The following is a 23,892-nucleotide window of genomic DNA, read 5'->3' on the forward strand; positions in this document are numbered from 1 at the left end:
AACCACCACAGCTTGTTGCTGTTCACGTCCCGCGAGGCGTTTTTTTGGTGAACAAAGTTTAAAGCAAATACGAGAATTACAGCGCGAAATCATGTGAACATGATTTCTGTGCATCGCGAAGCGTGCTGCTGTGAAGGTCGTGAACAGTAATAACAGCTTTTATTGCAAGGGGAAATTGTCGATAGAAAATCCTTTACAAACACATTCATATCTTATATACTATCCATACAGCAACTCAAATGGAAGCCTTATCTATTTCTAAATATCTGCTTCCATCTTTTATTTCAAATACGGATCATTTGCAGTGCACAGCAAGGTCAGTATTCGTTAGGGCATTTCGCCCGTTTTTATCAAGAAAGGAATTATATATGAGCAGAGAGTATGAGGTATTTGTGGAGAGTCTGCGCCAATCTCTAATGGAACGGCTTGGACTTAATGAGAAACAGATTTACTTTGAAGAACGGGACGAAAATGGCATGACACCAAACGGCGACCGGCTGTTTGTAGAGTGCAATGCGTCTTCAGTGGGAAAAGAAGTCTGCGGAATTCACACGGAAGAGCTTTTTGAGGATTATGAGGATGGTGTTTCACTGGAACAGATTGCAAAAACAGTGGAAAGTGAAATACGTAAATTAAAAACAGCTGGATTTTTTGAGAAAACCAAAAATCTGAATAACTACGAAAAGGTGAAAAATGATCTTTTTATCCGGGCACTTAATGTAGAACGCCATGAACGGGAACTGTCGAAGGCAGTATACCGTGTAGTGGGCGATATTGCACTTGTGCTATACATGCAGGTGGGAAATTTGGATGGCCGGATCAGCAGCATGAAAATACGCACGGATAACATAAAAGAATGGGGAAAGGATGAAAAGACAGTTTTTGACGCAGCTCTTCTAAACACGTATTTTATTTCGCCGCCCAGAATTTTTTATTGGGAAAAACTGGTCTACAATCCAGATTATGATGGAGAATGCTTCATGGATCTGAACCATGAATTCTATCTGACAAGGGACAGCATCGGAAGCTGTCTGAGCACTGCCAGAAGGACAAACGGAGCCGTTGCAATATTCTTGCCAGGCGTGGCCAAAAGGCTTGCAGATCTGATGGATGCAGATTTCTATATGGTTTTTACGAGCATTCATGAGGTGATGATCCACAACGCTGATCATTCCTATCCGGAGGATCTTGAAAATGTTTTGAGAGAAACTTTGCGGGAGGCAACTCCGGAAGAAGATTTTCTCACGGACAAAATATACAGATATTGTAGAGAGACCGGAGATTTTCTGATGTATAAAGGCACCGTATTTATTGATTTAAACAAGTTGAAATCTGACAGTGAAGAGAACGGATAAACAGATAGAAACAAGTGTAGTTACGTCATTTTCGGACTTTTTGTACAATGGGTGTTTTCGGCAGAAATTTTGATTGCAAAAAAGAACTGCAGTCAGATTGTAAACCAATCTGCTGCAGTTTCTAAAAACCAAATTATGAATTTCTATCCGAGAATTGCGGAATCGTTGGAGAACTCTTCTCCGCTGGCTTCCTCAAATTTATCAAGAAGCTGTTTTACGGTAAGCTTTTTCTTTTCTTCTCCTTGGATATCAAGAATGATTTTTCCGTTCATCATCATGATCAGGCGGTTGCCGTGAGCAATGGCGTCCTTCATGTTATGTGTGATCATCAGTGTAGTAAGGTGATCGCGGTTGACAATCCTGTCTGTGATATCCAGCACCTTGGCAGCTGTTTTGGGGTCAAGGGCTGCGGTATGCTCATCAAGAAGGAGAAGCTTTGGCTTCTGAAGGGTTGCCATGAGAAGCGTAAGTGCCTGTCTCTGACCTCCGGAAAGAAGACCCACCTTAGAGGTAAGACGATCCTCAAGACCAAGATTCAGAATCTTCAGAAGCTCTTTGTACTCTTCTCGTTCGGCTTTTGTAATACCAGAACGAAGAAATCTTGTTTTTCCGCGGCGTTTTGCAAGGGCAAGATTTTCTTCAATACCCATGGTAGCAGCAGTTCCGGTCATGGGATCCTGAAATACACGTCCCAGATAAGCTGCTCGCTTGTACTCGGAAAGTTTGGTGACATCTGTTCCGTCAATGATGATCTGTCCCTCGTCTACTGGCCATACACCGGCAACTGCGTTCAGCATTGTGGATTTTCCGGCACCGTTGCCGCCGATGACAGTAACAAAGTCGCCTTCATTTAATTTCAGGGAAAGTCCGTTCAGAGCCACCTTTTCGTTGATGGTTCCTGGATTAAAGGTTTTATATATGTTTTTGATCTCAAGCATTGTTCTTACCTCCGCGTTTTGCTGGTTTTGCGAAATATTTTCCCTTCCAGTAAGGCACTGCCAGGAATACAGCTACTACAAGTGCAGACAGCATTTTCAGAAGGTCAGTGTCGATACCCATCCAGATAACAGTCTGGAGAACCAGATAGTAGAGAATGGAACCAAATGCTACGGCCAGAAGACGGAGCGCGAAATTGCGGAAAATACGGCTGAAAATCGCTTCGCCGATAATAACAGCAGCAAGTCCGATTACGATAGCACCACGTCCCATATTGACGTCTGCAAATCCCTGATACTGTGCAAGCAAGGCGCTGGAAAGAGCAACAAGTCCGTTGGAAATCATAAGTCCAAGTACTTTGCAAAAATCAGTGTTGATACCCTGTGCACGGGACATGTTTGGATTGCATCCGGTAGCACGGAGGGAACATCCAAGCTCTGTTCCGAAAAACCAGTAAAGAACTGCGATGATCACAACAATAAATAAAGCGACGATAAGAATTGTGTTCTGAGTGATCGGTACATTTTTTATACGGCGTAAGGAAATCAGGATCGGGTATTTATCAACGTTGATAGCCTGGTTTGCTTTTCCCATGATTTTCAGGTTAACAGAGTACAGGGAAAGCTGTGTCAGGATTCCAGCAAGGATGGCCGGGATTCCCATAAAGGTATGGAAAATACCGGTAACAAGACCAGCTGTCATACCAGCCAAAGTGGCAACTAAAAGAGATACCCATACGTTATGTCCGCTGGTCATCATCATGACGCAGACAGCACCTCCGGTACACATGGTACCGTCTACGGTCAGATCGGCGATGTCAAGGACACGGAATGTAAGATATACGCCAATAGCCATAATACCCCAGATCAGACCCTGGGCAGCGGCACCCGGAAGTGCCATGATTAAGTTTGCAATTTGCATGTCTTTATCCTCCTGCATGCGTGATTTGTTTGCTGGAGCGTGTTTGAAAAAACATTTTCGCAATTTGTACGCCCCACTGTGCGGTATATTTTGCCTGAATTCGGTTGTCGTAGCCCGTTACGACGACCTCACCCGGACAAAATCTCCCACAAATTGTGACACACATCTTGCAGAAAGCCTTTTACAAATACACTCTGGTGTTCACTGTGTGAACATCAACATTTGTTTTGTGGACAAATGTTTGAAAAAGACAGTTACTGGAATCTTTATAGTGTTTTGTATGTGGAGTAACTGGCTTTTTGTTATTTGCGTAAACAGAAATATTCATTTTGGAAGAAATGCTATTTTATGCATAATTATGCATAAAATATACTTAAAAATACATTCCTTCAGAAACGACACAAACAGCGAGAGAGGCTTCCCTTCCCGCTGTCTGTGTTGATTACTGTCAGAGTCTTTTGACAAGCTCTAAAAGCAACTGAATGTCTAAATTAACTGTCAAACAAATATGAAAATTTTTATTGTGCATTACTGCATATGTTATAAATCAGTAATTATTCTGCGTCAGCACCGATTGCAACATAGTCATCCGGAACTTCAATTCCCAGCTCAGCACAGATGTCTGCATTGTATTCTTTTGTGAAGTTTGGTGCATATTCGATTGGCATTGTAGAGATATCTTCACCATCTTTCAGAATTTTAACTGCCATTTCACCAGTTGCTTTTCCAAGATCATAGTAGCTGATGGAAAGTGTAGCAACACCGCATCCGGAGCAGATTCCTTCTTCACCTGCGATTACCGGAACCTTTGCCGGAAGGCAGATGTTGTTGATCAGCTCTGTGTTGGAAGCTGCTGTGTTATCGGTAGGAACATAGATAACGTCACTGTCTGCAACTGCATTTGTTACAACAGAAGAAATATCGTTGGAGTCAGAGAATGCGTAGTATTCGCAAGTGTATCCAAGATCTTCAAGAGCTGCCTTCACCGTATCAACCTGATACTGGGAGTTTGGTTCTGCGGAGCAGTACAGAAGTCCTACAGTCTTAGCATCCGGGAAAAGTTCATTCAGCATTGCTGCCTGCTGGTCGAGAGGAGCAAGGTCTGAAGTACCGGAAATATTGCCGCCTACAGTACCATCAAAATCTGTAAGGTCAAGAGCTACGCCATACTCTGTAACTGCAGTTCCAAGAATCGGGATATCGCTTGTTCCGGCAGCTGCTGCCTGAAGAGAAGCAGTAGCATTTGCAAGGATAAGGTCTACGTTACTGGATACGAAATTGTTGATGATCGTACTACATGTTGCGGAATCACCCTGTGCATTCTGCTCATCAAATGTTACGTTTTCTTCGCCAAGACCTTCTTTTACTGCATCTTCAAATCCCTGTGTTGCTGCATCCAGTGCTTCGTGCTGAACTAACTGGCAGATACCAATGTTGTATGTTTTCTGCTCTTCAGCGTGTACGGTTACTGTACCTGCAAGACCTGCTACCATAGCTCCGGTCAGAATTACTGACAAAACCTTTCTTTTCATATTTTATTTCCTCCTTAAAAAGTGTTTTCGTGTTTTAAAGTGCTTTTTCTGCTTTAAAGTATTGCCTGCACAAAATAATACCGCTTTAAAGCGTAAAAGTCAAGTCGCTTTTGTAATTTTTTCACATATCCTAATAGAGAAATAGTATTTGAAAAGGAAATTTTGACATGCCATATTCTATTATGATTGACGCCGGGCATGGCGGCAACGACCCGGGAGCGGTATATAAAGGGCGCAGGGAGAAAGATGACAATTTTGCTCTGGCTATGGAGGTTGGAAGAATTCTGTCTGAAAACGGAGTTGATGTTTTATATACAAGAACTACAGATGATTACATTTCTCCTTTTGAGCGGGCAAGGCTGGCGAATGAGGCAAAAGTGGATTTTTTTATCTCTTTTCACAGGAACAGCAGCCCTGAGGTGAATCAGTATAATGGTGTAGAAGTGCTGGTTTATGATAAAAGCGGAATTAAGTATGAAATGGCACAGAATATTGTAGGTGCTCTGGGCGAATTGGGATTCCGGGAAATTGGAGTCCAGGCAAGACCGGGCCTTGTTGTGCTGCGAAAAACAAAAATGCCGGCGTTGCTTATTGAAACCGGATTTTTAAATTCTGACAAAGATAATCAGCTTTATGATGAAAAAAATGCTGAGATCGCGCAGGCTATTGCCGGGGCGATTCTTGGAACTCTGGATCAGCAGCAGGGTGAAGAACCTTTGTATTACCGTGTACAGACTGGAGCTTTTCGCAAACGGGAAAATGCGGATCGAATGCTTTACTTGCTTCAGGAAAAAGGTTATCCGGCATATATTTTGCAGGATGGAGAACTTTATAAGGTTCAGGTAGGTGCATTTTTACAGCTGGATAATGCTATCCGTATGGAACAGAAATTGCGGGAGGATGGGTACTGTACGTTGATTGTGACGAAGTGAAAAGAAAGTAGAAAAAAGCAGGAAAAAAAGTTATAATGGAAAATCATAAGTGCAGGGGAAAGTCCTCTGGCAGAAAGAAGGAACAAAAGCGTGAATTATAATGAATTTATGAAAAATGTGGAGGAGTTTGTTTTTGCCGAGAGCCAGCCGGAAAAAGCAGATATCATTTTCGTGCCGGGAAATGGTTTCCCGGATATGGCAGAAAAAGCAGCTTCTTTATATAGAGAAGGATATGCCCCCTATATTTTGCCAAGCGGAAGATACAGTATTACACTTGGCAAATTTGCAGGTGTGCAGTCAAAAAAAGAAATATATGGCGGAGATTATGAGACGGAATGGGAATTCCTGAAAAATGTACTTTTGAAAAACGGAGTTCCGGAAGAGGCTATTCTGAGAGAGGATCAGGCTACCTTTACCTATGAAAATGCAATTTTTTCCAGGCAGGTGACAGACCTTCACAAAATTCAGGTGAAAAAAGCGATTCTGTGCTGCAAAACTTACCATGCCAGAAGATCACTGATGTATTATCAGCTTTTATATCCGGAGACGGTAATTATGGTATGTCCGGCCTGCCCGGATGGAATTACCAGGGAGAACTGGAGAGAAACAGAAACTGGTGTGGAGGCTGTTACCGGCGAAATAGACAGGATTGTCAAGCAGTTTTGTTTAATGCTGGGAAATCGGTGAGATAAGAAAAATCCGAATGATCCGTTTTGGAAACATTCGGATTTTTACAATTGAAATCTACCGGAAATACCGGCATTTGCAGGCTTGCAGATTATGAAAAAATCAGAAGTATGACAGATTCATTTATGCGTCAGCGGCTTCTGGATTTTCTTTATGCTCTGGCAGCCAGATATGCACCAGTTCAATACGGTTCTTATCCAGTTCATCTACAACAAGATGCATGCCGTCTTCCAAAGTGACAGATTCGCCCTCGCGTGGGAGGCAGTCAAGCTGTTCAATAATATATCCGCCTACAGAATCGTAGTCCTCTGATTCAAGTTTGGTACCCAGTGCTTCGTTGACATCATCCAGTTTGGCAGAACCAAGAACTTCATACTCCCGGCCAGGCTGAATCTCACGGATCGGTTCTTCCTCATCTTCGTCATATTCATCACGGATTTCACCTACGATTTCCTCCAAAAGATCCTCAAGAGTGACAAGACCGGCAGTGGAGCCGTATTCGTCGAGAACAATTGCAAGGTTTACGGAAGCTTTTCTCATTTCCATCATAAGATCTGTGGTACGCTTATATTCATAAGTGAAATAAGGCTCACGGAGAATCTTACGGATAGAAAACGGTTCATTTTCCGGATAGAGAAGAAGATCCTTAATATTGATAATTCCAATCACATTGTCTGTGTTATCCTCATAAACAGGAAAACGGGTGTGCATATCTTCTTTGAAAATATCCATAAGTTCCTGATAAGTGGAATTCACGTCAATAAAAGTCATGTCAATTCTGGGGATCATTACATCTTTGGCAGCAGAATCACCGAAATCAAACACATTGTAGATCATCTGCTTTTCTTCCCGCTCAATAACACCGTTTTCCTGCCCTACATTTACCATAGAACGAAGCTCATGTTCTGTGATGGTGTCTTTCTTCGCATTGGGGTCAACACGAAGGAGAAAAAGAATGCCGTTAGCCAGTTTTCCCACAATGTAAATAACCGGGGTTAGTACTGTCATAAGCGCATATATAGGTCTGGCATAGGTGAGCGCCAGATCATCCGCTTTCAGTGTGGCAATGGTCTTCGGGGTGATCTCGCCAAACAGAAGTACCAGCAATGTCATAACGCCGGTAGCCACGCCGATATACATGCTTCCAAATACTTTCATGGTAAAAGTGGTAGCAAGGGAAGAGGCTGCAATGTTTACAATGTTGTTTCCGATTAAAATTGTACTGAGCATTTTTCCAGAATTGGAAATTATTTTTTCCAGGATAATGGCTCGCTTGTTTCCCTGTTCAGCCAGGGAATGGATCCGAATGCGGTTGGCAGCCGTCATGGATGTCTCCGCAGAGGAAAAGAAGGCGGACAACAGCACCAGAATCAGTATGGTGACCGCCTGTATAGGGACACTTGAATCCAAACTATATTCACTCCTTTTTTTATGTATTAAAAAGAATATACATGATTCAGGCTTAAAATGCAAGAAAAAAGCATTTGAGTTGTTACTGTTCCTGGTAACGTTCCGCGAGGTGTTTTTTGTGAACAAAGTTCACAGAAAACCCGAGAATTAAGTTTGCGCAGCAAACGCTACTTCTTGTGCTTGTCACAAGAAGGCTCGTTTTTCTGTGCATCGCGAAGCGCGTTACTGGTCACGGAGTGAACAGTAACTTTGAGTTTATGGATTGCGAAAAGTAACGAAAAAAGTGGAATTGGGGGTGTCGAAAAAAGAAGAACTGTGTTATAATTCAGTTCGGTAAAAAAATAAATTATTACAAAATATTTACAAAAGAGTAAAGATTTGATATAGTGTAGGTTAAGGGCTGAATAACTACTGTGAATCACAGTGTGAAAATTCACCTGTTTATAATTTGAGATTGATTTTGGACAGTTGTACTGCCTTTGGATTATATAGATTTTATGATTGATGTGGATTTGACTAGAGCGTGTTTGAAAAAGGCTTACTGCAAGATGTGCGTCACAATTTGTGGGAGATTTCGCTCGGATGAGAGCGCCGTAGCGGGCTACGGCAACCGAATTCGGGTGAAATCTCCCGCAAAGTGGGGCCTGCAGATTGCGGGAATGATTTTTCAAACAGGCTCTAGGGATGTGGGCAGTTACATTTAATATACATATTACGACAGAGGTGCCAGGATGAAAAAGAAGAAAAACGTTATGTACAGAAAAAGCGTATCATTACTTGCGGCAGCTGCGATGACAGCAGTACTTATGACTGGACAGGTTTATCCAGTAGCTGCATGGGGGCAGAATACAGAGACCAGACTTGAGAAATCCAGTCTGATTCCGGATAATATCACAATTGATCAGCCAGTTGCTCTTTCGGAAGTGGCATTGCCCAAGAGTGATTATGGAACGCTTTCCTGGGCAGATGATTCATATATACCGGATAAAAGAGTGCAGACCTGCGAAGTAGTATTTAAACCAGCAGCAGACGTGGATCTTTCTTATATTTCCGGATGGGATTCTGAGAAAAAAGTTGTGAAAGGTAAGATCACAGTTGTTGTCAGCAGCATAGAAGAGAGTTCTGAAGATCAGCCTTCTGATACTGCTGCAGATGTGGAAACAGGTGATGAGAGCAGTGAAGCATCTGTCCCGGATGACACAACTTCTGACAATAAAGATACAGATATAAAATCTGATGATGAGGCAGTTCCAGGTGAGAATCAGCAGAATGATTCAGAAACTTCAGGGAAGACAGAAGATCAGACTGAGAATGCGGAAAACAAGCAGAACAGTGAAGCAGATAAGAAAGAAGAAACCATCGAGAGCACTCCTGCTTCTAATGAAGCAAAATCTGAAGACAACACCGAGGCTGCTGCGGGAATTACAACCCCGGCAGAAAAAACAGAAGCAGCGGCTCCTGCAATGGAAGAAACTGTAGATTCTGAAGATATTCAGGAGGAAGCTGCAGAAGAGTCAAAAGCTGATACAAGTTCAGATACAGCTGCAGAAGAGTCAAAAGCTGATACAGGTTCAGATACAGCCGCAGATAGCATAGAGAGTACAAATTCTGATAATGTGCAGACCGCAGATTCTTCAGATGATACTGGAAAACTGAACGAAACTTTTGGTGAGGTGATGCCTGGTGCTACCATTCTTGATGGTACAGGGGATTCTGGAAAAAATGAGAACACAGAAGAGAAAAAAGATACCACAGATACAACAGACACCACGGATGTAAAAGACACAACAGACCCTACAGAGGATGACCAGAAAAATATATTTGATAATCCTCTTGACTTTACCACAGCGGATACAAGACCGGCAACTGCTGAGGACGATCTTACAGAAGAAGAGCAGGATGCAAGGGCAGCCCAGAATCACAGCTGTGAGGGAATTTCGGTATCAGGCATAGATCTTCCCTGGTATGTCCAGTTCCAGGTGACCAGTGGTGAAAATTACGAATTTAAAAATGAAGATAATGCTACGATCTTCCAATCCTATGAATTTAAATTATGGGATCTGAAGAATAATACAGAGTATGAAATTCCGGATGGACAGTATGTAAGCGTAACGATTCCTGTCAAAGAAGGATATAAATATTCGATTGAGCATCTTCTTGATAATGGTGCGACAGAGACCATTATTCCCAGTGTAAACGGAAGCACCATGGTATTCAGCACACATTCTTTCAGCCCGTTTGGAATCGCAGGTTTTCGTCCAATCGTAGGAGAGGACATTGCAAATGGAGCGTATGGCGATGGAAGTACACCAACTCCTACACCTACTGTGACAATCAGTGGAACACCTACCCCGTCTCCATCTGTGACCGGAACTGGCACGAATGGAACAAATGGATCCGGAACGGGTAAAACGGATAGCAATAGCGGAAATGAAACTGGTGGAAATACAGGTGATTCAAATGGAATCAGCAATGGAAATACAAATGGCTCTTCCAATGGGACTTCAGGAAACGGAAATGGTGGTTCTTCATCTGGTACCGGAAGCTCTGACGGCAGTGACAATTCCGGAACCAGCAATACACCAGGTGTGGCATCTGATGGAACTGTAAATTCTGGTACAACAGATGGCAGTTCTTCAAATGGAACAGGTTCCAGTACAAATGCGGGACAGACTGCCGGAAACACTACAGGCAACACTGCAGGAAATACGGCTGCTACCTCAAACGGAAATAACGGTCAGAGTCAGACCTCAAATGCAGTAAAAACTGGTGACAACACCATGATCCTTCCCTTTGTGATCCTTGTGATCGCTGCAGCCGCTGTGATCATTATTGTGATTATTGTCCGCAAAAAGAAAAGATAAAGCAGACAGGATAATTAAAACGGACATTCATAATCCATGAATAACGAAGCCAGCCCTTCCATATATTACATATGGGAGGGCTGTTTTTATGAAAGTAAAAGTCATTTTAAAATCTTTACTTTTTTCCTATGCAGTTACCGGAGCGTTTCTTTTGCTTCTGGCATTCCTTTTATTCCAGTTTGACCTGGGAGAAAAGCCTGTGTCAGCAGGAATTGTAGCTGTGTATATTTTGTCCTGTTTTTCAGGAGGCTTCATGTCAGGAAAAATTCTGCGCAAAGATAAGTATTTATGGGGAATTCTGGTAGGGGCTTTTTACTATTTGCTTTTGATTACAGTATCTTTTGTAGTGCAGGGAAAATGGGAAATGAGTCTGGTACATGCAGTAACTACTTTTTTTATGTGTCTGGGTGGTGGTGCTCTTGGTGGGATGTTGTCTTAGAGCGTGTTTGAGAAATCATTCCCGCATTTTTTGAAAAGATTCGCACTCTGTCCAATAAAAAATGCTTTAAAAATAAAAAAAAATATGATATACTAGGCAAAGATTATATACATAAGGAGGCTAATACTATGCAGCATATCAAAACATTAAATACAAAGAACCTGCAGAACACTGTAAAGAAAGGCGGCTGCGGCGAGTGCCAGACATCATGTCAGTCCGCATGCAAGACATCCTGTACAGTAGGAAACCAGAGCTGCGAGAACAAATAAGTCGGGCAACTGGAAACGTATGTAAGCAGCGGTGTAAAAGCCGCTGCTTATTCATGCAATAGGAAAGAATGAAAGGATATACTAACATGAGTCTGATTCACCGTTATCAGAACAATGGCTACAACATCGTGCTGGACATCAACAGCGGATGTATCCATGTTGTGGATGAAGTGACCTACGAAGTACTTCCTTATATGGAAGAAGGTCTGGACACAGCTGCCATTGTAGGAAAACTGGGAGATCAGTTTTCAGAAGAAGATATTAAGACATCAGTGGCAGAGTGTGAGAAGCTGAAAGCCGATGGCATGCTTTTCACCAGAGATGTATATGAGAATGCTATTGATACATTTACCAAGAACCGTCAGACAGTGGTAAAAGCGCTCTGTCTGCACATCGCCCACGATTGTAACCTTGCCTGTCGCTACTGCTTTGCAGAAGAAGGAGAGTACCACGGAAGACGAGCTCTCATGTCTTTTGAGGTAGGGAAGAAGGCACTGGATTTCCTGATCGCTAATTCAGGCTCCAGACACAATCTGGAGGTGGATTTCTTTGGCGGCGAGCCGCTTATGAACTGGCAGGTTGTTAAGGACCTGGTAGCATACGGCCGTGAGCAGGAGAAAATCCACAATAAAAAATTCCGTTTTACCCTTACTACCAACGGTGTTCTGCTGAACGATGAGGTAATGGAATTCTGCAACAAAGAGATGGGAAATGTGGTCCTCAGTATTGATGGCCGTAAGGAAGTTCACGATTTTATGCGCCCATTCCGCAAAGGGGCAGGAAGCTATGATCTGATCCTTCCGAAGTTTCAGAAATTTGCAGAGTCCCGTAACCAGGACAAGTATTATGTAAGAGGAACCTTCACTCATCATAATCTTGATTTCTCCCAGGATGTTCTTCATCTTGCAGACCTTGGATTCAAGCAGATTTCTGTAGAGCCTGTAGTGGCAGATCCATCTGAGGAGTACGCACTTCGGGAGGAAGATCTGCCGAAGATCATGGAAGAATACGACCTTCTTGCGAAAGAGATGATAAAACGCGAGAAAGAAGGCAAAGGCTTTAATTTCTTCCATTTCATGATCAACCTTACCGGTGGCCCTTGTGTATACAAGAGGCTTTCAGGATGTGGAAGCGGCACAGAATATCTTGCCGTAACTCCATGGGGGGATTTCTACCCATGCCACCAGTTTGTTGGGGAAGAAGAATATCTGATGGGAAATGTGGATGAAGGGATTACGAGACCTGACATCCAGAAGGATTTCGGATGCTGCAATGTTTACACCAAGCCAGCCTGCAAGGATTGTTTTGCAAGATTCTACTGCAGTGGCGGATGCGCAGCAAACGGATATCATGCCCATAAGGATATCAGAAGCAATTATGAAATCGGATGCGAGCTCCAGAGGAAGCGTGTGGAGTGCGCCATCATGATAAAAGCTGCACTGGCAGAAGACTGATAGCACTTCGCCAGCTGCGAAGATTTCTGTCAGTCCCTGCTTTTGCGAAAAACAAAAAAGAAGGGACAGAACAATGAAAAAATCAAGAGGTATCTTAGTCCTGATCCTGACTGCCATCGTTACCGTATTCTTTTGCTATACGGCTGCTGTAGGTATTGGTCCTACAGGAACCGGTGCCATGAAGAATATCAAGACCGGACTTGATCTGGCTGGTGGTGTCAGCATTACATATCAGGCAAAGGACAGCAACCCAAGCAGTGAAGACATGAGCGATACTGTGTACAAGCTGCAGAAACGTGTTGAGCAGTACAGTACAGAGGCTCAGGTATATCAAGAAGGCTCTGACCGTATCAATGTAGAGATTCCTGGTGTAACAGATGCAAATGCTATTCTGGAAGAACTTGGCCAGCCAGGTTCCCTGTGCTTTATCACACAGCAGGACGAGGATGGAAACGCAAATTTCCAGGCAGATTCCAGCAGCGAGACCGGATACTCTCTGGCAAGAAGTCTTGACGAGATTCGTGCAGCCGGCTCTGTGGTTTTGGAAGGTACAGATGTGGCAGATGCTACAGGCGGTGCAATCCAGCAGCAGAATTCCAGCAGCAGAGAGTACGTGGTAGATCTGACTCTTACAGACGAGGGAAAAACAAAATTCGCAGAGGCAACTCAGAACAATGTTGGAAAACAGATCGCGATTATCTATGACAACGGCGTATTAAGCGCTCCAAGAGTAAATGAAGCCATCACAGGCGGTAAGGCACAGATCAGTGGTATGGAAAGTGTTGAGAGAGCACAGGAGCTTGCTTCCTATATCCGTATCGGATCCCTGAGCCTTGAACTGACAGAGCTTCGTTCCAGCGTTGTAGCTGCACAGCTCGGTGAAGAAGCAATCTCCACCAGCCTTATTGCAGGTCTGATCGGTCTGATTATCGTAATTCTGTTTATGATCATCGCTTACCGTGTACCTGGTGCAGTTGCAGGCCTTTCCCTGATTTTCTACACAGCGACCATTCTGCTTACCTTAAATGCATTTGACATTACCCTTACGCTTCCGGGTATTGCAGGTATCATCCTTGGCATTGGTATGGCAGTAGATGCGAATGTTATTATTTATGCACGTATCCGTGAGGAAATCGGTACAGGCTCTACCGTAAGATCCGCGATCAAAGCTGGCTTCTCCAAGGCTTTTTCCGCAATCTTTGACGGAAACATCACAACCCTGATCGCAGCATTCGTTCTGATGTGGCTGGGTACTGGTTCTGTTAAAGGATTTGCATATACACTGGCACTTGGTATTGTGATTTCCATGTTTACAGCTCTGGTATTTTCCAGACTTGTGATCAATGCATTATATGCAGTTGGCGTTCGCGATGAGAAATTCTATGGAAAGACTGAAGAGAAGAAAGTCATTAACTTTGTTGGAAAGAGAAGATTATGCTTCACCCTTTCCATTATCCTGATCCTTGCCGGACCAGCCACTATGCTGATCCACAAGGCTACAGGCGGAAAAGCCCTGAACTACAGCCTTGAGTTTTCAGGTGGTACTTCTACCAATGTCACCTTTAACGAAGATATGGACATTAAGACCATTGATTCTGAGGTTACACCTGTAGTGGAAGAGGTTACAGGAGATAAGAATGTACAGCCTACTAAGGTTGTTGGAACAAATCAGGTTATCATCAAGACACGTTCCCTGAATCTTGACGAACGTGAGGCACTGAATAAGGCACTTGTTGACAAGTTTGGTGTAGATGAATCCCTGATCCAGGCAGAGAGTATTTCCTCCACTGTCAGCAACGAAATGAGAAGAGATGCTGTAGTAGCCGTTTTTGTTGCCACTATTTTCATGCTTCTTTACATCTGGTTCCGTTTCAAGGATATCCGTTTTGCAGGAAGTGCGGTACTTGCACTTCTTCATGATGTGCTTGTTGTCCTTACATTCTATGCGATTTCCAGAATTTCCGTAGGAAATACTTTTATCGCTTGTATGTTGACTATTGTTGGTTATTCTATCAACGCCACGATCGTTATCTTCGACCGTATCCGTGAGAATCTTCACGGAAGCAAGCGCGTAGATGAGCTCGAGGAAGTGGTGAATAAGAGTATTACACAGACACTTACCAGAAGTATTTATACTTCCCTTACTACCTTTATCATGGTAGCTGTTCTTTATATCATGGGTGTATCTTCCATCCGTGAGTTTGCAGCTCCGCTGATGGTTGGTATTATCTGCGGTGCTTATTCTTCTGTATGCATTACCGGAGCCCTCTGGCTGGTAATGAAAAAGAAAATTGGCGGCGGACAGGCTCAGACTGTAAAAGCTACAGCTGGTGCTGCTCCGGTTAAACAGTCTGTTTCAAGTGCAAAGGCACCAAGTGCTCCAGCTGCAAATGGACAGACCCAGCCGAAGAAGAAAAATCGTAAGAGAGTTCAGGAGCGTCTTGCAGCCCAGGAGGCGGCTAAGAATGCTGAGAATGGTTCTTCTGAGGAAGACAGATAATTAAATGAACTTAAGCCAGGACAGGTGGAAACATCTGTCCTGGCTTGCTTTTTATGTAAAATTCTATTACTATTTAGTGTGTTGAAAAGTTCTTCAGTAGGGACGCATTTGGACAATGTGTATTACTCACTCGCCGGCGCAACGCTCCAGCGAACTAATCGCTAACTGCGACTAATGCGTTCGGGAGAGCCCTCACGCATAAGTCTTCGTAAGCGCTGGATTTCGCTTACGCTAAGAGCGCGCCTGAAATGGCTCGCTGGAGTAATACACATTGCCCAAATGCTGTGTGTCGGCTGGAACTGAGGTTATTTAGGAACTTTTAACGAGGGGGAGGGGAAGTGATTGGTTTCCCGATACTTTCTTGACAATGATAGATTAGGTAAAACCAATAAAGTTGCGAAGTATCAACCAGCTAAATGGGGTATCGAAGACACATAAAATAATATGTCAAGTTTTTGTTTGCAAAACAACCCTTAAAATGTGCAAATACTTCATAGAAATTGTAAAAGCCGCTAATTTCCGGCAAGTTTCCCATAAATTTTCGCTTCCGATACAGTATAGGGAAACCAGTCACTCACCCGCTCCACCTGTTGAAAGTTCCTACGCATAAATAAGTCCCAACCAGTACACAGCATTCGGGCAATGGTGATTGCTCTAGCGAGCCATTTCAGGCGCGGTTTTAGCGTAGGCGAAATCCACTGCTTACGGAGACTTAATCGTGAAGGCTTTCCTGAACGATTTAGTCGCAGTTAGCAGTTAGTTCGCTGGAGCGTTGCGCCGGCGAGTGAGCAATCACCATTGTCCGAGTGCGTCCGCCTTGAACAACTTTCAACACACTAAATAGCAATACAATTTACAACAGGAGACAAAGCATGGAAAAATGGGTATTAGCGGCGAAAAGAGCTGATTTTCAGGAGATTGGCCGGAAGTATGGAATAGATCCGGTGATAGCCAGAATTATTCGGAACAGGGATATTACAGAAGATGCAGAAATTAATCAGTATCTGAACGGAACCCTGGATGACATTCCATCCTGGAAAAGTCTGAAGGATATTGACAAAGCTGTGGAAATTATTTCGCAAAAAATAGATCTGGGAACCAGGATGAGAATTATAGGAGATTATGATATTGACGGTGTAACTGCAACTTATATTCTGTTAAAAGGATTTAAACGCCTGGGGGCGAATGTAGATACTTATATTCCGGACCGCATTGCAGATGGATATGGAATTCATAATCATCTTATAGAGAAAGCAAAAGAGGATGGAGTAGATACGATCGTGACCTGTGACAATGGAATTTCGGCTGCAGATCAGATTGCATTTGCAAAAAAAATGGGCATGACAGTGGTAGTGACGGATCACCACGAGGTCCCTTTTGAAGATACAGAAGAAGGGCGAAAATACAAGCTTCCTCTGGCAGATGCAATTATCAATCCAAAACAGTCTGACTGTACGTATCCAAATAAAAATATCTGTGGCGCAGTGGTTGCAATGAAACTGGTTTTTGCATTGTATGAAAAATATGGAATCCCGGAGAGTGAGAAAGAAGATTATCTGGAACCTGCGGCTATCGCTACAGTTGGAGATATTATGGACCTTCAGGGAGAAAACCGTATTCTTGTAAAAGAGGGACTTTTACGTCTGCCTCATACAAAAAATAAGGGACTGAAAGCTTTGATAAGAGCAATTGGTCTGGAAAATCAGAAAATCAGTTCCTACGATATTGGTTTTCGCCTTGGTCCGTGCATTAATGCCAGCGGAAGACTGGATACAGCCATGCGCTCCCTGTCCCTATTACAGTGTGAAGATGAAGAAGAGGCTGCAAAGCTTGCAAACGATCTGAAAGCATTGAATGACAGCCGTAAGGCACTGACGGAACAGGGTACAGAAGCTGCCTACAAGCTGATAGAGGGCAGCAATCTGAAAAATGACAGAGTAATGGTTGTATTTTTGCCGGATTGTCATGAGAGTCTTGCAGGAATCATAGCAGGAAGAATCCGTGAAAAATATCACAAGCCTGCTTTTGTTCTTACAAGAGGGGAAAAATCGGTGAAAGGCAGCGGCAGATCTACAGAAAATTATTCCATGTATGAGGAGCTTGTAAAATGTGACAGTCTGTTGCTCCAGTATGGTGGCCATCCTATGGCAGCAGGTCTTTCTATAGAAGAAGCAAATGTGGAAGCATTTCGCCGTCAGCTCAATGAAAACTGCACCTTGACAGAGGAAGATATGATCCCAAAAATCGTGATCGATGTACCAATGCCCATTTCTTACATAAACGAGAATCTGATCCGTCAGCTCTCTGTTCTGGAACCCTTTGGAAAAGGAAATGCGAAGCCTGTTTTTGCCCAGAAAAATCTCCGCGTTTTAAAAACCGGAATATATGGAAAGACTCAGAATACAGTGAAATTGCAGCTGATGGACGAATCCGGCACGGTGATGGATGGGGTTTACTGGGGCGAGGCAAAGGAGTTTGCAGAGTTTGCAAGGTCTCATGGAACTATTTCTGTAACCTATTATCCGAAGATCAACTCCTATATGGGAAGAGACTCTTTGCAAATTGTCATACAAAATTATTGCTAAAAAGGGGATAATCATGTAAAACCACGAAAAATGCAGTATTTCCAGTGAGCCTGTCGGTTTTGCGTTGATTCCCGATTTAAAAAGTGTTATACTAAAAAATATTTATGATGCTAGAGCATGTGTGAAAAAGGCTTTCTTTTTTTAAACACGCTCTGGGGTGGCTGAGGCTTTCCCCACAACATCCATTAATCTGAGGAGGCTATTATGAAAAAAATAGAAGAATATATAAGAAGTATACCTGATTTTCCAGAACCAGGCATTATTTTCAGAGATGTTACCAGTATCCTTCAGGACGCAGACGGACTGAAGCTTGCAATTGATTCCATGCAGGATTGTCTGAAGGATGTGGATGTGGATGTAATAGTGGGAACAGAATCCCGTGGATTCATTTTTGGAATGCCAATTGCTTATAATCTTCATAAGTCTTTTGTACCAGTACGTAAGAAAGGAAAACTCCCATGTGAGACCGTTTCTGCAAGCTATGATCTGGAATATGGCAAAGCTGAGATTGAGATTCACAAGGATGCCATTAAGCCAGGACAGAAGGTAGTTATCATTGATGATCTGATCGCAACAGGCGGTACAGTTGAAGCTGCAGCGAAACTGGTAGAGCAGCTTGGTGGAGTGGTAGTGAAGATCGTATTTCTGATGGAACTTGCGGGTCTTGAGGGGCGTAAGAAACTGGAGAAATATGACGTTGCTTCTGTAATCCGTTATGAAGGTAAATAAAGGATGTGTCTGTTTCGCCAGATTCCCCCGTGGAAACAGGTGGGCGGATGCTGACGCAGATAGTATTTAAACAGGCAGGTGTGAAATATGGCTGATATTGTTAACGAGCAGGGCAAGGAGCCTGAAGTATCAAAAGAGGATATGGAGAAGCTGGAGTCTGTGAAGAAAGCAGATGCAGCTGTAAAATCCATGCACGACTTTACAAGCCCTGAAGTATTATATAATGAGCTGATTGCCAGCATAAAGAAATATCATCCTTCTACGGACATAACCATGATCCAGAAGGCATACGAGACTGCAAGGGAAGCCCACAAGGATCAGAAGAGAAAGTCCGGGGAACCCTACATTATTCATCCTTTATGTGTTGCCATTATTCTGGCGGATCTGGAACTGGACAAGGAGACCATTGTAGCAGGCCTTCTTCACGATGCTGTTGAAGATACCTGGATGACCTGTGATGAGATCACCAGAGAATTTGGTCCTGAGGTTGCGCTTCTGGTAGATGGGGTAACTAAGATCGGTCAGCTGTCCTATTCCAAGGATAAAGTAGAGCTACAGGCAGAGAGCCTTCGCAAGATGTTCCTTGCCATGGCAAAGGATATCCGTGTTATTCTGATCAAGCTTGCAGACCGTCTTCATAATATGCGTACTCTTCAGTACATGACTCCTGAGAAACAGAAGGAGAAGGCAAGAGAGACGATGGACATCTATGCGCCTATCGCACAGCGTCTTGGTATTTCCAAGATCAAAGTAGAGCTGGATGACCTTTCCCTGAAATATCTGAAACCAGATGTTTATTATGATCTGGTTGAGAAAGTAGCACTTCGTAAAAGCGTCCGTGAGGAATTCGTAGGGAATATTGTCAAGACTGTGCATCAGCATATGGTAGAAGCCGGAATTAAGGCACAGGTTGACGGCCGTGTAAAACACTTTTTCAGTATCTATAAAAAGATGGTAAATCAGAATAAGACGATTGATCAGATTTACGATTTGTTTGCAGTGCGTATCCTGGTAGATACAGTGAAGGACTGTTATGCGGCACTTGGTGTGATCCATGAGATGTATAAGCCAATTCCAGGACGTTTCAAGGACTATATTGCAATGCCCAAACCAAATATGTACCAGTCTTTGCATACCACGCTGATCGGACCGAATGGACAGCCTTTTGAAATTCAGATTAGAACCTTTGAGATGCATAAGACTGCCGAGTACGGTATTGCTGCACATTGGAAGTATAAAGAGGCTTCTGACGGTAAGGCTTCCTCAGGCAATCGTGAGGAGGAGAAGCTGAACTGGCTGCGCCAGATCCTGGAATGGCAGAGAGACATGTCTGATAATAAAGAGTTCATGAGTCTTCTGAAAAATGATCTGGATCTGTTTGCAGACAGTGTATACTGCTTTACTCCACAGGGAGATGTGAAAACCCTTCCTAACGGCTCCACCCCCATTGATTTTGCATACAGCGTGCACAGTGCTGTAGGAAACAAAATGGTAGGTGCCAGGGTAAATGGCAAACTGGTGCCCATTGAGTACCGGATCCAGAATGGTGACCGTATTGAAATCATTACTTCCCAGAATTCCCAGGGACCAAGCCGTGACTGGCTGAAGGTGGTCAAGAGTACACAGGCCAGAAATAAGATCAATCAGTGGTTCAAGAAAGAACTGAAGGAAGATAATATTCTGAAGGGCAAGGAAATGCTTGCCCAGTATGCCAAGAGTAAGGGCTTTAAATTCGCTAATTACACCAAGACTCAGTATCTGGACGCGGTCCTTCGTAAATATGGCTTCCGTGACTGGGATTCTGTACTTGCCGCCATCGGACATGGCGGACTGAAAGAGGGACAGGTATTTAATAAGCTTGTAGAAGCTTATGATAAAGAGAATAAAAAGAATCTCACAGATGAAGAAGTTCTGGAGGCAGCAGCCGCAGAGAATCAGGACAAGAAGCATCATATCAAGAGCAAGAGCGGCATTGTAGTGCGGGGCATTCATGACGTTGCAGTACGTTTCTCCAAATGCTGTAATCCGATTCCCGGTGATGAAATTGTTGGATATGTTACAAGAGGCCGTGGTGTTACCATTCATCGAACTGACTGTGTAAATGTGATGAATATGTCTGAAATGGACAGAAGCCGTCTTTTGGAAGCAGAGTGGCAGGATCCGGAGATCAAGCCGGATGAGCATTACATGGCTGAGATCAATGTATATGCTAATAATCGTACCGGTCTTCTGGTTGATATTTCCAAGATCTTTACAGAGCGTAAGATTGACATCCGAAATATTAACTGCCGAACAAACAAGCAGGAGAAGGCCACTATTTCTGTAAGCTTTAACGTCAGCTGTAAGGATGAACTGAATTCCCTTATCGAGAAGATACGTCAGCTGGAAAGTGTTTTGGATGTAGAAAGAACTACAGGCTGAGAAACAATGGAAATGTGAACTGGTTGGAGATATACAGTACGTTGAGCATTGGATGGTATGTTACCGGTCAGGACACGGACAATAACGGAATAATAACATAAATGGCATGTCAGCTGCCATGAAAGGATAATCTATGGGAAAACTTGAATTACAGCAGATGGTTCTTGGCCCTGTATATACCAATTGCTACTTTTTAAAAAATAAAGAAACCGGTGAAGCGCTGATCGTTGATCCGGCAGATTCACCGAAGAGAATTTTTCAGAAGATGGAAGATATGGGTGCAAAGCCGGTAGGAATCCTTCTGACTCATGGCCATTTTGACCACATTATGGCAGTACAGGCTGTGAAAGCTGAGTATCAGATTCCGGTTTATGCCTGCCGCCAGGAAGAAGAAATGCTTCGGGAGCCTTCTGTGAATATGACTGACCGGATGCATAAACCATGTTCTGTGCGTCCTGATGTTTTTCTGGAGGACCTGCAGGTATTTGAAGCTGCTGGATTTTCTATTCAGATGCTCCACACTCCAGGACACACGAAAGGAAGCTGTTGCTACTATCTGAAAGACGAAAGGGTTCTGTTCAGCGGGGACACATTATTCTGTGGTTCTGTTGGAAGAACGGATTTTCCTGGCGGCAGTTCCCGTGAAATCCGGGAGAGCCTTCATAAGCTGTTAAATGCCCTTCCAGATGAAACAAATGTTTATCCGGGGCATGATACATCTACAACTATCGGTTACGAAAAGAGGTACAATCCATTTGTGTAAAATAGGAATCCTGCTGCTTGACAGGGATTTCGAGCATGATATATATGAATTAATAAAAGCATTTTATCCGGAAGGAGATATCCACAGCCTCTACGAAAAAGACGAAGCGGTATACGATATCTTCTTTACTGTGAAAAAAGATAATGACAATTTTGTTATAAAATATGATACGAAGGATCAAAAAGGTGTTGCCAGCGCAGAGGTGATCCGGGGGGCAGACGGGGATTCCAGTCAGGAAACTCATGAGAAACTCATGGATGCCCATGAGCTTCGTAAAGCCAACAAGGACAGTCTGAAATATGCACTGTACAATGTTCTGGTGAAGCTTACCGGCAGAACCCTTCCATGGGGGAATCTTACGGGAATCCGTCCGGCCAAGCTTGCCATGGGGATGATCGAGAGTGGTATGAAAAATACCGAGATCGCACAGGAAATGCGGGAGCGTTATCTGGTAAGCGCAAAGAAAACTGCTCTTGCCATCACCATAGCAAACAGGGAGCGGGCACTTCTTCAGGATATTGATTATGAGCATGGTTACAGCTTATATGTAGGTATTCCCTTTTGTCCAAGTATCTGTCTGTATTGTTCCTTCAGCTCCTACCCTTTGAAGCTCTGGGCAAAAAGAGTAGATGAATATCTGGATGCTTTATGTCTGGAAATTCGCGAAACGGCCAGGATGATGAAGAACTACAAACTGGATACGATCTATATCGGCGGAGGCACACCTACCACGTTAGAGCCGTATCAGCTGAAAAGGCTTCTTGATCAGCTGGGAGAGTCCTTTGGCTTTGATGGACTTGTAGAATTTACCATTGAAGCTGGCAGACCAGACAGTATTACAAGGGAGAAGCTTGAGACGATCAAAGAATTTCCTGTGACCAGAATTTCTGTTAACCCTCAGACCATGAATCAGGATACTCTGGAAATCATTGGAAGACGTCATACTGTGGCACAGACCATAGAAGCTTTCCATCTTGCCAGAGAACTGAATTATAACAATATTAACATGGATCTCATTGTAGGACTGCCTGGAGAGGATATTTCCAAGGTGAAATACACATTGGAGAAAGTAAAAGAGCTTTCCCCGGACAGCCTTACCGTACATTCTCTGGCTGTGAAGCGTGCAGCACGCCTGAATATGTTTAAGGACAAATATCAGGAGATGACATTTGAAAATAACCAGGAGATCATGGATCTGACACAGCAGACTGCATATTCCATGGAAATGGGACCTTACTATCTGTACCGTCAGAAGAATATGAAGGGAAATTTTGAAAATGTAGGCTATGCAAAGGTTGACAAAGCCGGGATTTACAATATACTGATTATGGAAGAAAAACAACCGATCATTGCTCTTGGAGCAGGCGGTTCTTCCAAACTGGTCTTTGACCATGGCAAACGTATTGAGCGGGTGGAGAATGTGAAAGATGTCACAAGCTATATTGCCCGTATTGATGAGATGATTGAAAGAAAGCGAACAGGAATTGGAACCTGGTTGTAGGAGGGAGGGAAAATTCTTGGAAAAGCTTTCCAGTGAACAGTCAGAAACATCCGACAGAGTTCTGGAATTTGATTTATCAGCAGAGTTAAGGCATGGAATCGCAGTGAGTAATCTGGCGTACGCGTTAAGTAAGGAGCTTGGACTTCCTCATGAGCAGTGTTACGATCTTGCAATTGCAGGAATGCTTCACGACATAGGAAAGCTGAAACTGAGAAGCTATATCAACGGGCAGGAAAGTAATCCCATGGTAATTGAGGAATTGAAATATGTCCGCATGCATTCTACACTTGGCTATGAGGAACTGAAAGACCAGGGCTATTCGGATTTTGTTCTTGAGAGTATTCTTTATCATCATGAAAATTACGATGGAAGCGGTTATCCGTCCAATCTGGCAGGGAAGGAGATTCCCATTGGTGCCCGGATTCTTCGTGTATGCGACGTATTCTGTGCATTGAGTCAGGAGCGGTCTTACCGCAAGGCTTTTGATAAGCATACTGTGATGGAATTGATGATAGATGAAATAAAAAACTTTGATCTGGAAGTATTTCTTGCATTTCAAAGAGTAGTACACGCCAGCCAGGCTGGTAAATAAGG

The 23,892-nt window shown here is 43.4% G+C and carries 21 protein-coding genes and 1 pseudogene; 16 read left to right on the plus strand and 6 right to left on the minus strand.

The window, feature by feature from the left end; genetic code table 11:
- Window positions 1–368 precede the first annotated feature (368 nt).
- Complete coding sequence (locus ABHC48_RS09600; RefSeq protein ID WP_118578494.1) at window positions 369–1,355, plus strand: DUF5688 family protein; 987 nt, start codon at window positions 369–371, stop codon at window positions 1,353–1,355.
- 143 nt (window positions 1,356–1,498) lie between these two features.
- Here the strand turns inward: ABHC48_RS09600 and ABHC48_RS09605 are convergent, their stop codons facing one another.
- Genes ABHC48_RS09605 through ABHC48_RS09615 form a run of 3 tightly spaced genes read right to left on the minus strand, consistent with a single transcriptional unit; the run spans window position 1,499 to window position 3,378 of the window.
- Window positions 1,499–2,293: an ABC transporter ATP-binding protein gene (locus tag ABHC48_RS09605; protein WP_118578495.1), complete on the minus strand. Its 795-nt coding sequence runs from the start codon at window positions 2,291–2,293 to the stop codon at window positions 1,499–1,501.
- Window positions 2,286–3,212, minus strand: a complete 927-nt coding sequence (locus ABHC48_RS09610) for an ABC transporter permease (protein WP_118578496.1) — start codon at window positions 3,210–3,212, stop codon at window positions 2,286–2,288. The genes ABHC48_RS09605 and ABHC48_RS09610 overlap by 8 nt, the downstream gene beginning before the upstream one ends.
- Window positions 3,213–3,216: 4 nt before the next feature.
- Window positions 3,217–3,378, minus strand: coding sequence for a DUF6783 domain-containing protein (locus ABHC48_RS09615; protein WP_306467811.1), 162 nt, complete (start codon window positions 3,376–3,378; stop codon window positions 3,217–3,219).
- On the opposite strand from ABHC48_RS09615, the gene ABHC48_RS09620 reads away from it, so the two are divergent.
- The gene (locus tag ABHC48_RS09620; RefSeq protein WP_306467812.1) at window positions 3,307–3,654 is read left to right on the plus strand and encodes a DUF6783 domain-containing protein; all 348 of its coding nucleotides are present in this window, start codon (window positions 3,307–3,309) and stop codon (window positions 3,652–3,654) included. The two genes, ABHC48_RS09615 and ABHC48_RS09620, sit on opposite strands and share 72 nt — an antisense overlap.
- A 112-nt stretch (window positions 3,655–3,766) precedes the next feature.
- On the opposite strand, the gene ABHC48_RS09625 is transcribed toward ABHC48_RS09620, so the two are convergent.
- A complete protein-coding gene (locus ABHC48_RS09625) occupies window positions 3,767–4,744 on the minus strand; it encodes an ABC transporter substrate-binding protein (RefSeq protein WP_173715881.1) in 978 nt (325 codons plus the stop codon).
- Between the two features lie 167 nt (window positions 4,745–4,911).
- On the opposite strand from ABHC48_RS09625, the gene ABHC48_RS09630 reads away from it, so the two are divergent.
- On the plus strand, window positions 4,912–5,676 hold the full coding sequence (locus ABHC48_RS09630) for an N-acetylmuramoyl-L-alanine amidase (RefSeq protein ID WP_195700217.1): 765 nt from the start codon (window positions 4,912–4,914) through the stop codon (window positions 5,674–5,676).
- A 90-nt stretch (window positions 5,677–5,766) separates the two neighbouring features.
- Window positions 5,767–6,363, plus strand: coding sequence for a YdcF family protein (locus ABHC48_RS09635; RefSeq protein WP_330386275.1), 597 nt, complete (start codon window positions 5,767–5,769; stop codon window positions 6,361–6,363).
- A gap of 123 nt (window positions 6,364–6,486) precedes the next feature.
- On the opposite strand, the gene ABHC48_RS09640 is transcribed toward ABHC48_RS09635, so the two are convergent.
- Window positions 6,487–7,773, minus strand: a complete 1,287-nt coding sequence (locus tag ABHC48_RS09640) for a hemolysin family protein (RefSeq protein WP_173772873.1) — start codon at window positions 7,771–7,773, stop codon at window positions 6,487–6,489.
- 167 nt (window positions 7,774–7,940) lie between these two features.
- Window positions 7,941–8,384, minus strand: a pseudogene (locus tag ABHC48_RS09645) (DUF6783 domain-containing protein); the annotation flags it as partial.
- On the opposite strand from ABHC48_RS09645, the gene ABHC48_RS09650 reads away from it, so the two are divergent.
- The 12 genes from ABHC48_RS09650 (at window position 8,322) to ABHC48_RS09705 (ending at window position 23,890) form a co-directional block, all read left to right on the plus strand.
- On the plus strand, window positions 8,322–8,477 hold the full coding sequence (locus ABHC48_RS09650) for a DUF6783 domain-containing protein (RefSeq protein ID WP_334285720.1): 156 nt from the start codon (window positions 8,322–8,324) through the stop codon (window positions 8,475–8,477). The pseudogene ABHC48_RS09645 and the gene ABHC48_RS09650 sit on opposite strands and share 63 nt — an antisense overlap.
- A gap of 27 nt (window positions 8,478–8,504) precedes the next feature.
- Window positions 8,505–10,637, plus strand: a complete 2,133-nt coding sequence (locus ABHC48_RS09655; protein ID WP_195700218.1) for a hypothetical protein — start codon at window positions 8,505–8,507, stop codon at window positions 10,635–10,637.
- 88 nt (window positions 10,638–10,725) lie between these two features.
- Window positions 10,726–11,076: a TIGR04086 family membrane protein gene (locus ABHC48_RS09660; RefSeq protein WP_118584282.1), complete on the plus strand. Its 351-nt coding sequence runs from the start codon at window positions 10,726–10,728 to the stop codon at window positions 11,074–11,076.
- A 128-nt stretch (window positions 11,077–11,204) separates the two neighbouring features.
- Window positions 11,205–11,345, plus strand: a complete 141-nt coding sequence (gene scfA / locus ABHC48_RS09665) for a six-cysteine ranthipeptide SCIFF (protein ID WP_021926839.1) — start codon at window positions 11,205–11,207, stop codon at window positions 11,343–11,345.
- A gap of 92 nt (window positions 11,346–11,437) precedes the next feature.
- Complete coding sequence (scfB, locus tag ABHC48_RS09670; RefSeq protein ID WP_334285721.1) at window positions 11,438–12,799, plus strand: thioether cross-link-forming SCIFF peptide maturase; 1,362 nt, start codon at window positions 11,438–11,440, stop codon at window positions 12,797–12,799.
- A gap of 73 nt (window positions 12,800–12,872) precedes the next feature.
- Window positions 12,873–15,299, plus strand: coding sequence for a protein translocase subunit SecD (gene secD / locus ABHC48_RS09675; protein WP_187566047.1), 2,427 nt, complete (start codon window positions 12,873–12,875; stop codon window positions 15,297–15,299).
- An 872-nt stretch (window positions 15,300–16,171) separates the two neighbouring features.
- Window positions 16,172–17,884: a single-stranded-DNA-specific exonuclease RecJ gene (gene recJ / locus ABHC48_RS09680; protein WP_118579387.1), complete on the plus strand. Its 1,713-nt coding sequence runs from the start codon at window positions 16,172–16,174 to the stop codon at window positions 17,882–17,884.
- Window positions 17,885–18,088: 204 nt separating this feature from the next.
- Window positions 18,089–18,613 (plus strand): adenine phosphoribosyltransferase, encoded by a 525-nt coding sequence (locus ABHC48_RS09685; RefSeq protein WP_118579390.1) that lies wholly within the window; start codon window positions 18,089–18,091, stop codon window positions 18,611–18,613.
- A 141-nt stretch (window positions 18,614–18,754) separates the two neighbouring features.
- Complete coding sequence (locus ABHC48_RS09690; RefSeq protein WP_334285700.1) at window positions 18,755–21,034, plus strand: bifunctional (p)ppGpp synthetase/guanosine-3',5'-bis(diphosphate) 3'-pyrophosphohydrolase; 2,280 nt, start codon at window positions 18,755–18,757, stop codon at window positions 21,032–21,034.
- 133 nt (window positions 21,035–21,167) lie between these two features.
- Window positions 21,168–21,797: an MBL fold metallo-hydrolase gene (locus ABHC48_RS09695; RefSeq protein WP_195699973.1), complete on the plus strand. Its 630-nt coding sequence runs from the start codon at window positions 21,168–21,170 to the stop codon at window positions 21,795–21,797.
- Window positions 21,790–23,298, plus strand: coding sequence for a coproporphyrinogen dehydrogenase HemZ (hemZ, locus tag ABHC48_RS09700; protein ID WP_330634142.1), 1,509 nt, complete (start codon window positions 21,790–21,792; stop codon window positions 23,296–23,298). Before ABHC48_RS09695 ends, hemZ begins: the two co-directional genes overlap by 8 nt.
- A gap of 16 nt (window positions 23,299–23,314) precedes the next feature.
- Complete coding sequence (locus ABHC48_RS09705) at window positions 23,315–23,890, plus strand: HD domain-containing phosphohydrolase (RefSeq protein ID WP_118579396.1); 576 nt, start codon at window positions 23,315–23,317, stop codon at window positions 23,888–23,890.
- Window positions 23,891–23,892: the final 2 nt, after the last annotated feature.

Source organism: Ruminococcus sp. 1001136sp1, from assembly GCF_039841815.1.
Taxonomy (GTDB): Bacteria; Bacillota; Clostridia; order Lachnospirales; family Lachnospiraceae; genus Blautia_A; species Blautia_A faecis.

What these genes read in the sequence shown, in the direction of transcription:
- ABHC48_RS09600 (WP_118578494.1), top strand. Translation starts at nt 369, where the DNA reads ATGAGCAGAGAGTATGAGGTATTTGTGGAGAGTCTGCGCCAATCTCTA.
- ABHC48_RS09605 (WP_118578495.1), bottom strand. Translation starts at nt 2,293, where the DNA reads ATGCTTGAGATCAAAAACATATATAAAACCTTTAATCCAGGAACCATC.
- ABHC48_RS09610 (WP_118578496.1), bottom strand. Translation starts at nt 3,212, where the DNA reads ATGCAAATTGCAAACTTAATCATGGCACTTCCGGGTGCCGCTGCCCAG.
- ABHC48_RS09615 (WP_306467811.1), bottom strand. Translation starts at nt 3,378, where the DNA reads ATGTGTGTCACAATTTGTGGGAGATTTTGTCCGGGTGAGGTCGTCGTA.
- ABHC48_RS09625 (WP_173715881.1), bottom strand. Translation starts at nt 4,744, where the DNA reads ATGAAAAGAAAGGTTTTGTCAGTAATTCTGACCGGAGCTATGGTAGCA.
- ABHC48_RS09630 (WP_195700217.1), top strand. Translation starts at nt 4,912, where the DNA reads ATGCCATATTCTATTATGATTGACGCCGGGCATGGCGGCAACGACCCG.
- ABHC48_RS09650 (WP_334285720.1), top strand. Translation starts at nt 8,322, where the DNA reads ATGTGCGTCACAATTTGTGGGAGATTTCGCTCGGATGAGAGCGCCGTA.
- ABHC48_RS09655 (WP_195700218.1), top strand. Translation starts at nt 8,505, where the DNA reads ATGAAAAAGAAGAAAAACGTTATGTACAGAAAAAGCGTATCATTACTT.
- ABHC48_RS09660 (WP_118584282.1), top strand. Translation starts at nt 10,726, where the DNA reads ATGAAAGTAAAAGTCATTTTAAAATCTTTACTTTTTTCCTATGCAGTT.
- scfA (WP_021926839.1), top strand. Translation starts at nt 11,205, where the DNA reads ATGCAGCATATCAAAACATTAAATACAAAGAACCTGCAGAACACTGTA.
- secD (WP_187566047.1), top strand. Translation starts at nt 12,873, where the DNA reads ATGAAAAAATCAAGAGGTATCTTAGTCCTGATCCTGACTGCCATCGTT.
- recJ (WP_118579387.1), top strand. Translation starts at nt 16,172, where the DNA reads ATGGAAAAATGGGTATTAGCGGCGAAAAGAGCTGATTTTCAGGAGATT.
- ABHC48_RS09685 (WP_118579390.1), top strand. Translation starts at nt 18,089, where the DNA reads ATGAAAAAAATAGAAGAATATATAAGAAGTATACCTGATTTTCCAGAA.
- ABHC48_RS09690 (WP_334285700.1), top strand. Translation starts at nt 18,755, where the DNA reads ATGGAGAAGCTGGAGTCTGTGAAGAAAGCAGATGCAGCTGTAAAATCC.
- ABHC48_RS09695 (WP_195699973.1), top strand. Translation starts at nt 21,168, where the DNA reads ATGGGAAAACTTGAATTACAGCAGATGGTTCTTGGCCCTGTATATACC.